Source organism: Pseudomonas guariconensis, assembly GCF_015680235.1.
GTDB classification, from domain to species: Bacteria; Pseudomonadota; Gammaproteobacteria; order Pseudomonadales; family Pseudomonadaceae; genus Aquipseudomonas; species Aquipseudomonas guariconensis_A.
The window spans coordinates 28,424-41,027 of sequence record NZ_JADLJL010000006.1; the positions used below are offsets into that span (position 1 = coordinate 28,424).

Consider the following 12,604-nt stretch of genomic DNA (forward strand, 5'->3'; position numbering starts at 1 on the left):
GCACGGTGACGCATTGTAACGGAAAGCCGAGCTGCATGCTCGGCCTTGCCAGCCCCGTTGCGGCCTGCGCATGCACAGCAGCGCCGCTCCCGAGGATTCGCCAGGCGCGGGCCCGCCGACACCCGCGACATGATTCGCGACGCAAGGTTTGCAAAAGGGCCGGCAAGCCGTGTACAACCCACCTGTGGAAAATAAAAAACAGTACGCTCACAAGGCTTACGACATGCCTTGCAACAGAGCTGCTGGCCCCCCTCTTGGTTTCAGGCGACATTTAATTATAGTATTGCGCCTTCCCCCTATTCCGTCCGCCCCGTGCGGCTTACGCCGCAGGTCGCTCCCGTTGTCAACAAAACCATACGGTCGGCCTGCAAACCGTTGCAGATAAGGTAGTCAATCATGAGCGCTAGGCACTTTCTCTCCCTGATGGATTTCACTGCTGACGAACTGCTCGGCGTGATCCGTCGAGGCATCGAGCTGAAGGACCTGCGCAAGCGAGGCGTGCTGTTCGAACCCTTGAAAAACCGCGTGCTGGGGATGATCTTCGAGAAGTCCTCCACCCGTACTCGCGTGTCGTTCGAGGCCGGCATGATCCAGCTCGGCGGCCAGGCCATCTTCCTCTCGCCCCGCGACACCCAGCTGGGCCGTGGCGAGCCGATCGCCGACAGCGCCATCGTGCTGTCGAGCATGCTCGATGCGGTGATGATCCGCACCCATGCCCACAGCACCCTCACCGAATTCGCCGCCAACTCGCGGGTCCCGGTGATCAACGGCCTGTCCGACGAGTCGCACCCTTGCCAATTGCTGGCCGACATGCAGACCTTCCTCGAGCACCGCGGCTCGATCCAGGGCAAGACCGTGGCCTGGATCGGCGATGGCTTCAACATGTGCAACTCCTACATCGAGGCGGCCCTGCAGTTCGACTTCCAGCTGCGCATCGCCTGCCCGGAAGGCTACGAGCCCGATCCACGCTTCCTGGCCCTTGGCGGCGACCGTGTGCAAGTCATCCGTGACCCCAAGCAAGCCGTGCAAGGTGCCCACCTGGTGACCACGGATGTCTGGACTTCCATGGGCCAGGAGGAGGAAACTGCACGGCGCCTGGCGCATTTCGCGCCTTACCAGGTCACCCGCGAACTGCTCGACCTGGCGGCACCCGACGCCCTGTTCATGCACTGCCTGCCCGCCCACCGTGGCGAGGAAATCAGCCAGGACCTGCTCGACGACCCTCGTTCGGTCGCCTGGGACCAAGCTGAAAACCGCCTGCATGCACAGAAGGCCCTCCTGGAATTCCTTGTAGAACCGGCTTACCACCACGCATGAGTCAACCGCTATTGCTCAACCTGCGCGACCTGGCCTGTGGCTATGGCGACCAGCGCATCGTCCAGAACCTCAATCTGCACCTGAACGCAGGCGACATCGGTTGCCTGCTGGGTTCCTCAGGTTGTGGCAAGACCACCACCCTGCGGGCCATCGCAGGCTTCGAGCCCGTGCACGAAGGCGAAATCCAGCTGGCCGGCGAGGTTATCTCCCGCGCAGGTTTCACCCTGGCGCCGGAGAAACGCCGGATCGGCATGGTGTTCCAGGACTATGCCCTGTTCCCCCACCTGACCGTGGCGCAGAACATCGCCTTTGGCCTGGGCAAGCATCCACGCCCGAACGAGGTGGTCGAGGAAATGCTCGAGCTGGTCAAGCTCGGCGGCCTGGGCGGGCGTTATCCCCACGAGCTGTCCGGCGGCCAGCAGCAACGGGTCGCCCTGGCCCGCGCCCTGGCACCGGAGCCGCAGTTGCTGCTGCTCGACGAGCCCTTCTCCAACCTGGATGTGGAACTGCGTCGGCGCTTGAGCCATGAAGTGCGCGACATCCTCAAGAGCCGAGGCACCAGCGCGATCCTGGTCACCCATGACCAGGAAGAAGCCTTTGCCGTCAGCGACCAGGTCGGGGTATTCAGGGAAGGCCGCCTGGAGCAGTGGGACACACCCTATAACCTCTACCACGAGCCGCAGACGCCCTTCGTCGCCAGCTTCATCGGCCAGGGCTACTTCATCCGTGGCCAGATGAGCAGCCACGAAGCGGTCAAGACCGAGGTAGGCGAACTGCGCGGCAACCGTGCCTATACCATGGCGCCAGGCAGCTCGGTGGACGTGCTGCTGCGTCCGGACGACATCATCCACTCTCCCGACAGCGACCTGCGGGCGAATATCGTCGGCAAGAGTTTCCTCGGTGCCTCGACCCTGTACCGGCTGCAACTGCCCACCGGCAGCCAGCTGGAGGCGATCTTCCCAAGCCACGTCGACCATCAGGTCGGGCAGGAAGTCGGCATCACCGTGGCCGCCGACCACCTGGTGCTGTTCCCCGTTCCAGGCACTGTCGCGGCGCAGCTGCCACGGCAGGAAAACGGCGTGCGCCGCTACAGCTCGGCGACCTGATCGGCGCATCACCTCTGAGCGGGCTTGGCCCGCTCCTACAGGGGCGAGCTTCAGCCCCGGCCAATCTCGGCGAACGTTCCTTGGGTGTGCTCGGCCAGCACCGCTGCGGCCAGTTCGACCTCCAGCCCACGCCGCCCGGCACTCACATGGATGCTGTCGAATTGCTGCGCCGATGCGTCGATAAACGTGCGTAGGCGCTTCTTCTGCCCCAGCGGGCTGATCCCGCCAACCAGGTAGCCTGTGGAACGCTGCGCCACCGCCGGGTCAGCCATTTCGCACTTCTTGGCGCCTGCTGCGTGGGCCAGCGCCTTGAGGTCTAGCGTGCCCCCTACCGGTACCACCGCCACCAGCAACTCGCCCTTCTCGCTGCTGGCCAGCAGGGTCTTGAACACACGTTGCGGATCGAGCCCCAGCTTTTCAGCTGCTTCAAGGCCATAGGACGCAGATTTCGGATCATGTTCGTAGCTGTGCACGCGATGTTCGGCACGCGCCTTCTTCAAAAGATCGAGGGCGGGGGTCATGTACGGCTCCAGTCGATGGCAAGTCGGCGGCTACTTTAGGCCAATTCCTACAACCCGACCAGCCGCCCGTCTAACTCGGTATTCGGGATCGATGTGCGCAGCCAGAATGTGACTGAGCGTTCACTTTCGACCTTTGACATCAGCGTTTCTTGTCTATATTTTTTCGTTTCTGAATAAATGACACCTTCTAAAGGTGCGTTTCCTACACTTGTCCGGCGTCAACGGGGATAGACACCGGACCTTGCTGTCGAGCGCCCAGTGCCTCACAACAACAAGAAACGAGGTCATACATGACGACTGCTCTACGACAACCGACTTTGTCCGGCCAATGCATGGCCGAATTTCTCGGCACCGCACTGCTCATCTTCTTCGGCACCGGCTGTGTCGCGGCGCTCAAGGTCGCCGGTGCCAGCTTCGGGCTCTGGGAGATCAGCATCATCTGGGGCGTCGGCGTAAGCATGGCGATCTACCTCACCGCCGGCATTTCCGGTGCGCACCTGAACCCGGCCGTGAGCATCGCCCTGTGCCTGTTCGCCGGTTTCGACAAGCGCAAGCTGCCCTTCTACATCCTCGCCCAGGTATGTGGTGCCTTCTGCGCCGCCGCGCTGGTCTACGGGCTGTACAGCAACCTGTTCTTCGATTTCGAACAAGCCCATGCCATGGTCCGCGGCAGCGAGGCCAGCCTGGAGCTGGCGTCGGTGTTTTCCACCTATCCACACCCGGCCCTGTCCATCGCCCAGGCCTTCCTCGTCGAAGTAGTGATCACCGCCATCCTGATGGCTGTGATCATGGCCTTGACCGATGACAACAATGGCCTGCCCCGAGGCGCCATGGCGCCGCTTCTGATCGGCCTGCTGATCGCGGTGATCGGCAGTGCCATGGGCCCGCTGACCGGCTTTGCGATGAACCCGGCACGAGATTTCGGGCCTAAACTGATGACATTCCTGGCCGGCTGGGGCGAAATTGCCTTTACCGGTGGGCGCTCCATTCCCTATTTCCTGGTTCCGGTGTTCGCACCGATCCTCGGCGCATGCCTGGGGGCAGCCCTGTACCGGGGCCTGATCGCCCGCAACCTGCCGATGGCGCAAATCGCGACCCCGCAAACAGACGATAATCCACAGGGCGATACCCAGGCTTCCTGATACTGGCGCGCCGGCAAGACACCCGGCCCCCTGATTTCCCCTATTTTGTGCAAGGCCACCGACATGACAGATTCCCAGGACAAGAACTACATCATCGCCCTGGACCAGGGCACCACCAGTTCGCGGGCCATCATCTTCGACCGGGACGCCAACGTGGTCGGCACCTCCCAGCGCGAGTTCGTGCAGCATTACCCGCAAGCCGGCTGGGTCGAACACGACCCAATGGAAATCTTCGCGACCCAGAGCGCAACCATGGTCGAGGCCCTGGCCCAAGCCGGCATCAGCCATGCCCAGGTCGCCGCACTGGGTATCACCAACCAGCGTGAAACCACGGTGGTCTGGGACAAGGAAACCGGGCGCCCGGTATATAACGCCATCGTCTGGCAATGTCGCCGCAGCACCGAGATCTGCGAGCAGCTCAAGCGCGATGGCCACGCTGCCTATATTCGCCAGGCCACCGGCCTGGTCACCGATCCCTATTTCTCCGGCACCAAGCTCAAGTGGATCCTCGACAACGTCGAAGGGGCCCGCGAACGCGCAGAGCGTGGCGAGCTGCTGTTCGGTACGGTCGACACCTGGCTGATCTGGAAATTCTCCGGCGGCAAGGTGCATGTCACCGACTACACCAACGCCTCGCGCACCTTGATGTTCAACATCCACACGCTGGAATGGGACGAGAAGCTCCTGCAGATCCTCGGCATCCCTCGCCAGATGCTGCCGCAGGTACGCCCGTCTTCCGAAGTCTACGGCCTCACCAAGAGCGGCATCGCCATCGCCGGCATCGCCGGGGACCAGCAGTCCGCCCTGTTCGGCCAGATGTGCGTCGAACCCGGCCAGGCCAAGAACACCTACGGCACCGGTTGCTTCCTGCTGATGAATACCGGCGACAAAGCGGTGACTTCCTCCCACGGCCTGCTCACCACCATCGCCTGCGGCCCGCGCGGCGAAGTGGCCTATGCGCTGGAAGGCGCTGTGTTCAACGGCGGCTCCACCGTGCAATGGCTGCGCGACGAGCTGAAGATCGTCAATGACGCCTACGACACCGAGTATTTCGCCAGCAAGGTCAAGGACAGCAACGGCGTCTACCTGGTACCGGCCTTTACCGGCCTGGGCGCTCCCTACTGGGACCCTTATGCCCGCGGCGCGTTGTTCGGCTTGACCCGGGGCGTCAAGGTCGACCACATCATCCGCGCCGCCCTGGAGTCGATCGCCTACCAGACCCGCGACGTGCTCGACGCCATGCAGCAGGACTGCGGCCAGCGCCTGAGCGAACTGCGCGTGGACGGCGGTGCGGTAGCCAACAACTTCCTGATGCAGTTCCAGGCCGACATCCTCGGTACCTGCGTGGAGCGACCGAAGATGCGCGAAACCACAGCCCTGGGCGCCGCCTACTTGGCAGGCCTGGCTTGTGGCTTCTGGAGCGGCCTGGATGAACTGCGCGACAAGGCGATCATCGAGCGTGAGTTCAGCCCGCAGTTGGACGAAGCGCAGAAGGAAAAACTCTACAAAGGTTGGCGCAAGGCCGTGGACCGCACGCGCGACTGGGAAGATCACGAGGCCTGAACCTGCAGGTCCGGTACTACTTGACCGACATCGTAGCCTGATCGCGGGACAAGCCCGCTCCCACAAAGGACCTGCAAACTCAAATAGTTATGCATGTTCTATGAGAGCCGGCTTGCCGGCGATAGGGCCAGAACAGGCAATACACCAAACCTGAGGTAGCAGGCTGGCCGTGATCTGCGTCCTACGGCATCATTGCAGCATTTGCCCGGCTGCCCCAAAGGACCGCCCATGAATCTGCCCCCCCGCCAACAACAAATCCTCGAACTGGTGCGCGAGCGTGGTTACGTCAGTATCGAAGAAATGGCGCAGCTGTTCGTCGTAACCCCCCAAACCATCCGCCGCGACATCAACCAACTCGCCGAAGTGAACCTGCTGCGGCGTTACCACGGCGGCGCAGCATACGACTCCAGCATCGAGAACACGGCCTACGCCATGCGCGCCGACCAGATGCGCGACGAGAAGCAGCGCATCGCCGAGGCCGTGGCCCGGCAAATTCCCGATCATGCCTCATTGTTCATCAACATCGGCACCACCACCGAATCGATCGCTCGCGCCCTGCTCAATCACAACCACCTCAAGGTCATCACCAACAACCTGCATGTAGCAGCGATCCTGGGCGCCAAGGATGATTTCGAAGTCCTGGTAGCCGGCGGCACCGTACGCCGGGATGGTGGCGTGGTCGGCCAAGCCAGTGTCGATTTCATCAACCAGTTCAAGGTCGATTTCGCCTTGGTCGGCATCAGTGGCATCGACGAGGACGGCAGCCTGCTGGACTTCGATTACCAGGAAGTGCGGGTTTCCCAGGCGATCATCACCAATGCCCGCCAGGTGATCCTTGCCGCCGACTCCAGCAAGTTCGGACGCAACGCCATGGTACGCCTCGGCTCGATCAGCCTGGTCGACTGCCTGGTGACCGACCAGCAACCTACCCCTGCCCTTGCCCAGCTATTGAGCCAGCACAAGGTTCGCCTCGAAGTGGTCTGAAAGACCCGATCGCCCGCGCCTACGGCATTCCCGTAGAAGCGGGCTTGTCCCGAGATCGACTGCCCTTTCGGTCTCGATGTTCACTATTGTTCACTTCTTTGTAATCCGATCAGTTTTTTCTATAGAGACTGACTGGCGGATGCCTTTTCGTTGCGCTAGTATTTTCGAAAACGAACATCAATGTTCATTTTCGATGTGAATCGCGCCCCAGGAGGCCTTGCCGTGTCCCAGTTCGCTCCGCCCCAGCCCCCCCTCGCCGATTGCTACGACCTTGCCGTGATCGGGGGGGGCATCAATGGCGTGGGTATTGCCGCCGACGCGGCCGGACGCGGGCTGAAGGTGTTCCTTTGCGAAAAGGACGACCTGGCCAGCCACACCTCTTCGGCCAGCAGCAAATTGATCCATGGGGGCCTGCGCTACCTCGAGCATTACGAATTCCGCCTGGTCCGCGAGGCATTGGCCGAGCGTGAGGTCTTGCTGGCCAAAGCACCGCACATCGTCAAACCGATGCGCTTCGTCCTGCCTCATCGTCCGCACCTGCGCCCAGCCTGGATGATCCGCGCCGGCCTGTTCCTCTACGACCACCTGGGCAAGCGCAAGCGCCTGGGTGCCTCCCGCAGCCTGCGCTTCGGCCCGGGCAACCCCCTCAAGCCGGCAATCACCCGTGGCTTCGAATACGCAGACTGCGCAGTGGACGATGCTCGACTGGTCGTGCTCAACGCCATGGCGGCCCGCGAGAAAGGCGCGCACATCCATACCCGCACCCGCTGCCTGCGCGCCGAGCGGGTCGATGGCGTCTGGGAAGTCGAGCTGCTGCACGCCGACGGCCGCCAGCAGAGCATCCGTGCCCGCGCCCTGGTCAACGCTGCGGGTCCATGGGTCGCCAGCTTCATCAAGGACGATCTGAAACTCGATGCCCCGTATGGCATTCGCCTGATCCAGGGCAGCCACATCATCGTCCCACGCCTGTACGAGGGCGAACATGCCTACATCCTGCAGAACGAGGACCAGCGCATCGTGTTCGCCATTCCGTACCTCGAGCGCTTCACCCTGATCGGCACCACCGACCGCGAATACAGCGGCGATCCTGCCAAGGTGGCGATCACTGAAGCTGAAACGGATTATTTGCTCAATGTGGTGAACGAGCATTTCAACCACCAGCTCGGTCGGGCCGATATCCTGCACACCTACTCGGGCGTGCGCCCGTTGTGCAATGACGAATCGGACAACCCCTCGGCCGTGACCCGCGACTACACCCTGGCGCTGTCCGCCAGCGAGGGCCAGGCCCCGCTGCTGTCGGTGTTCGGCGGCAAGCTGACCACCTACCGGAAACTGGCCGAATCGGCCATGGCCGAGCTCAAGCCTTTCTTTACCCAGATGCGCGAAAGCTGGACGGCCGGCGCCGCGCTGCCTGGGGGAGAAAACATGACCACCGTCCAGGCGCTGGTGGACGCCATACTGGCCCGGTATGACTGGCTGCCCGTGGCGATCGCCACACGCTGGGCCAAGACCTACGGCAGCCGCACCTGGCGGCTGCTCGAAGGCGCCCAAGGGCCGGAAGATCTGGGCCAGTCCATCGGCGCGGGCCTGTTCACCCGTGAAGTGGATTACCTCTGCGCCGAGGAGTGGGCTGGCAGCGCCGAAGACATCCTGTGGCGCCGTAGCAAGCTCGGCCTTTTCACCAGCGAAGCCGAACGGCAAACCTTGGACGAATACCTGCAGCAAGCCCAGACCAGACGCGGATCGGCACAGGCCGCCTGACACGCGCAGCCTCAGGCCGGGTGGCGCTCGTAGGCTTCCCTGGCCAGGGCTCGCATCAGGGCCCGCCTGGCTGATTCATATTCCAGGCGCAGGCGCTCGGATTCCTGTACGTAGTCAAATTCCCGAACGGCCCGGGCGGATTCCGTCTGCTCCTGCCCAGCCGCTTCTGCGGCCGCGGCAGCCTTGGCCAGGCGTTCCTGGAACGGTTCGACCAGCGCATCGAACCGATCGGCATAGCGTTGCTGCACGTAATCGTGCCAGAACGGTCGCTGCGCCAAGGAATCAATGATTGCTTCCGGAGTTTCGAGCCTGGCGATCTCATTTTGCGCAGAAAGCAGGTCACTGTCCCTGACCTTGGCAAAGCTGGGATGATGCATCCTGTCCAGCTCAATCGGCAGGTGATAGCGCTTGGCCATCCTCAATCGATAGGCGAGGATGATTTCAAGTTCATCGATGCCCATGGCCTCGGCCGCACGAAGCCTGTCGATGTGCTGCCGGGCAATGGTATCGACCAGGTCCAGTCGATAGAACGAGCGCCCCAGCTGGACCAACCGGCTTTCGAGCTGCGCTGGGGGAACGTCTTCGATACCTCTGAGCACCAACAAGCCGACTTCAAGCTGGTTGAGTACCATCACAGGGCGGTCGTCGCAAGTCGCGGTGCCGAACTGCACACGAAACAAGTGCTCCCGGACAGCTTCGCTCTGCTCGCAAGCATCCAGGATCCGCCAAATGCGACGCTGCAGATGCTCGGCATGTTCGATGAAATCGTCGCTGTCCGCCAGATGCGCGAGAAAATGGAACAGTTCCTGTGAATCAGGCTCTTCGCGCAAGCGATTCCAGGTCGCTTCCCGTCGCCCTCGCAGTGCCTTGTCTGCGGTCCTGGTCCAGGCCCGACGTACGACTGCCTCCTCCCGCATCGGTCGATGCGAACCGCTGCCCTGGAGCTGCTCCAGGTACTGCTCTGACGCCTGGCCCAACGGATTGCCATGCAGGTTCAGGCGCCGCCAGGAAGCGATCATCCCATGCACGTTCTGACGCAGCCGCCGGATGCCATTGTCGCGGGCATTCACATAGGCCCGCCAGGGCATTTCCCGCACCGGGTCGGGGGCTTCGGTGAGGTCTGCCAGACGCAGCCCCAGATGGCGCAGGTTCGGCAAATGGGCAAGCGCTGGGCAACGCCCCATGGGGTTGCCCCCGACCTCCACCACTTCGAGGCGGGACAACCCAGCCAAACGTTGGTCGACCAGAGGACTCGCGACGATCTGGTTGCCCGACAGCGTCAGGTGCCTGAGCCGACGCAACAGTTGCAGACCCGCAGGAACGGTCGTCAACTGGTTGCCATGCAGGTCGAGGGTATCGAGATTGGCGAAACGCCTCAGGAACGCAGGATCCAGCGCCTCCAGATTCATCTTGCGCAATACCAGCCGCCGCACGTGGCTGAAATCGATACTCGCAGGCAATGTCGGAAGCTCATCCACCGGCTCACCGTCGATCACCAGTTCGTATTCGCCATCGGCACCTACCAGCTTGCGTCGCCAGCATCGGCGTATCGTGTCAGCGACCCGACGCCGCCTCAACAGATCAAGCGGATTGCGCCAACGCCCCTGCCAATCGCTCAGGGCGCTACGCAGCTCAGACAGTTGCTGCTGGAGTTCCACGTAATGACTCCACAGACTGGTGCTTCCTCCCCTGGCCTGACGCAGATACGTATCCAGCTCTTCTTCGCTGAGGGTCGGATAGATCTGGTGGATGCCTCGCCTGATCGCCCGTGTGCTGCTTTCCGGCCGACCGCTCAAGGCATAGCCCAGCCGCCCGTCGGCGAACCGTCGAGGCAGCCGCCATTGCGCTTGCGACTCCATGCCGAGCAGCCTTGCAAGCTGCTGACGATTGTCGCGAGCCTGTTCCAGCAACCACCTGCTCAGTTGCGAAACGCTGGCCCTGGGACCGATCTGTGCCATCTGCGCCGGTCCCATCGTACGTAGCAGCATCGTCATCAGGCCACCCTCGGGTTCGAGCGAGCTGGCAGCGAGCTCCCCCAGCAACCGATAGCCGTGTTCGCCTTTGACGATGCAATGCGTCGTTCCAGCCTCCTGCGGACCGGCAGCGGCAAGCAACAACCCCTGTCCATTGCCGACGCGCAACTCCACCCGCACCGAACCGGGCCAGGGCGCCCGTTCGCCGATCAAGCCCAGGGCCAGTTTTTCAGTGTCGGCGTTGACTGCCTGCCTCAAGCGCAGCCCCAGGCAGGCGCGATCAAGACGGCTGTCGTACAGATACTGGCGAACCCGCTGTGCCATGGCCAACGGAACGCGCGAGGACGCCAGCAGTGCATCGACCTGATCACTGCTGGATTGCTCGAGGATTTCTTGCGCCCCCCGCCACGTCAGGTCGTGGTATTGGCCTAGCAGCAAGGTTTGTGCCTGGCTCGGCTCACCTGGCGCAGCGCCGATATGAACCTGAGATACCAGCGTCTGGGAGCGCGCAGAAGAGGCCTTGTGCGTCAGAAAACGCGCCTTGGCATCGAGCAGGCGTGCCGGGACGGGGCCGTTTTCCACGCGCAATCGGCGCAACTGGTCAATGCTCAGCCCTGTGATCGCCAACAGATCTTCGGCCTCGCTCTCCAGCAGTTCGGCGAACTCACTTCCTGCCAGGCCTTCCAGCAGGTGCCCGGCACTGCGCAGGCCGTGGGGTTGATCGGGATCATGGGCCAATCTGGCCTGACCATCCTTGACCCGCGGGTGCAGGTCATCGACGAAGGGCACGCGTCGGAAACCATGGACGACTCCCGCCAGGGCACCTGTGACGAACAGATTCTGCGCCACGCCATACACGTGATCCAACGCGCCCTGGCGATCGCCCAGGCGCCAGCTTCGATAGCCGTCGAACACCTCCTCAGCCAATTCCACGGCGCACTCCAGCAACAGCAGCTCTCCCAGCACCGGCACGAACATCCCGGCCAGGCCCAGCAGACTGAATCCGGCGCTCTTCATTTCCTGAAGGCGTGCATGCCGGCTGGCCATGTCCTCATCCCCGGTGGGCACCGCCAGGGCGCGGGCGTTTTCAACGATGCTTTCCATCTGCACCGCTCGTAGATATTGGAACAGGTCACCCGGGATGACGAAATGACGCCCATCGAGCTCGACCGGCGCTCCTGCTGCCGTGTTCGACAGCGCCTTTGCCAGAGCGCTGTCGAACGAGAGCCGGTCCTCTTCCTTGATGAAACGGGCAAAGAAACGTCGATAGGCCTGCTGACGCAGGCGACTTGCCAGGGAGCGGTACAACGAAGCCCAGCTTCGATGCCAACCTACAGCTTGCTGCGGGTCGCCCGGGATCCAAGCGACCACGCCCTCCACGGGTGCGTCGCGATCAGACCGCAACTCCAGTGTGACCACGCCCGCCACGCGCTTGCCCAGCAGCCAGAGCTGGCAAGGCGTGACCACTCCGGCGCAGCGCTGGGCATTCGGATCGACAAGGGTTATGGGCAGTGCTTGCCGGTAGCTGGCTTCATCAAGCGCCCCCTTGAGCGCGGCCATGCGCACCGCCGCTTCCATCCGTGCGCGAAGGCTGTCTTCGAACAACCGCTCGACAGCTTGCCGCGCGTGCCCTTCAGCATGCCCGGGCCGCTCGGCGGGCAACAGCACGCTGGCAATCTTGTGCTGGTACGCCCCGCCAATATCCACTTGCCTGCACAATCTGACGAAGACTTCGAAGCTCAGCGCCAACCGAACACCCTGCGCATTCTGCAACAGCGCCTTGCGAAAGATCGAAGGCTTGGTCTCTTCCTGGTGATAGTTGTGCAGCGCGGCGGCCAATGCACTCTGCCGGGAATGGTAAGTGAACCGAGGCGCATAGAGTTTCGATGCAGCCGAAGGCAGCTCCACGCTCTGCTCGATGGCGACCCAGATACGTCTTGGATCAGGGTCGGCCAAGCCTGCCTTGCGTAACGCTGGTGCAAGCAATGAAACGGCGAACTCATCCAGCGCCGGGATCTGTCGCAACAGATGTCCCAGCCGCTCTGTGCTTTCCTGCTCCCTGCGCAACGCTTGGTGAAATGCAGTGCGCTGATCGGGTGCAGCTTGCCTGAACCAATCCGGCAACCGCTGCGCAATCAAAGCGTCGATCGAATCCATGGGAAAGGACTGCATGGGCACAACCTCTTGACGTCGAAAGACATCAGTCGATCATTTGCCCGCCATTGCCCAGCGGCATT

At 62.6% G+C, this 12,604-nt stretch carries 8 protein-coding genes; 6 read left to right on the plus strand and 2 right to left on the minus strand.

All coding sequences use genetic code 11. The features are described from left to right. The first annotated feature begins 396 nt into the window (after positions 1-396). Positions 397-1,317 carry an ornithine carbamoyltransferase gene (gene argF / locus IRZ56_RS06760; protein WP_196144239.1) on the plus strand — a complete coding sequence of 307 codons (921 nt, stop codon included), beginning with the start codon at positions 397-399 and terminating at the stop codon, positions 1,315-1,317. Continuing rightward, positions 1,314-2,423 (plus strand): ABC transporter ATP-binding protein, encoded by a 1,110-nt coding sequence (locus IRZ56_RS06765; protein WP_196144240.1) that lies wholly within the window; start codon positions 1,314-1,316, stop codon positions 2,421-2,423. Before argF ends, IRZ56_RS06765 begins: the two co-directional genes overlap by 4 nt. 50 nt (positions 2,424-2,473) lie before the next feature. Here the strand turns inward: IRZ56_RS06765 and ybaK are convergent, their stop codons facing one another. Further along, on the minus strand, positions 2,474-2,944 hold the full coding sequence (gene ybaK, locus IRZ56_RS06770; RefSeq protein ID WP_196144241.1) for a Cys-tRNA(Pro) deacylase: 471 nt from the start codon (positions 2,942-2,944) through the stop codon (positions 2,474-2,476). A 290-nt stretch (positions 2,945-3,234) separates the two neighbouring features. On the opposite strand from ybaK, the gene IRZ56_RS06775 reads away from it, so the two are divergent. The 4 genes from IRZ56_RS06775 to glpD all read left to right on the plus strand — a co-directional run bounded on the left by IRZ56_RS06775 (position 3,235) and on the right by glpD (position 8,394). After that, on the plus strand, positions 3,235-4,086 hold the full coding sequence (locus IRZ56_RS06775; protein WP_196144242.1) for an MIP/aquaporin family protein: 852 nt from the start codon (positions 3,235-3,237) through the stop codon (positions 4,084-4,086). Positions 4,087-4,149: 63 nt separating this feature from the next. Continuing rightward, positions 4,150-5,649 (plus strand): glycerol kinase GlpK, encoded by a 1,500-nt coding sequence (glpK, locus tag IRZ56_RS06780; protein WP_196144243.1) that lies wholly within the window; start codon positions 4,150-4,152, stop codon positions 5,647-5,649. A 228-nt stretch (positions 5,650-5,877) separates the two neighbouring features. Continuing rightward, positions 5,878-6,633 (plus strand): DNA-binding transcriptional repressor GlpR, encoded by a 756-nt coding sequence (gene glpR / locus IRZ56_RS06785; protein WP_196144244.1) that lies wholly within the window; start codon positions 5,878-5,880, stop codon positions 6,631-6,633. Between the two features lie 180 nt (positions 6,634-6,813). Further along, a complete protein-coding gene (glpD, locus tag IRZ56_RS06790) occupies positions 6,814-8,394 on the plus strand; it encodes a glycerol-3-phosphate dehydrogenase (RefSeq protein ID WP_419183252.1) in 1,581 nt (526 codons plus the stop codon). 11 nt (positions 8,395-8,405) lie between these two features. On the opposite strand, the gene IRZ56_RS06795 is transcribed toward glpD, so the two are convergent. After that, positions 8,406-12,539 (minus strand): NEL-type E3 ubiquitin ligase domain-containing protein, encoded by a 4,134-nt coding sequence (locus IRZ56_RS06795; protein WP_196144246.1) that lies wholly within the window; start codon positions 12,537-12,539, stop codon positions 8,406-8,408. Positions 12,540-12,604 lie beyond the last annotated feature (65 nt).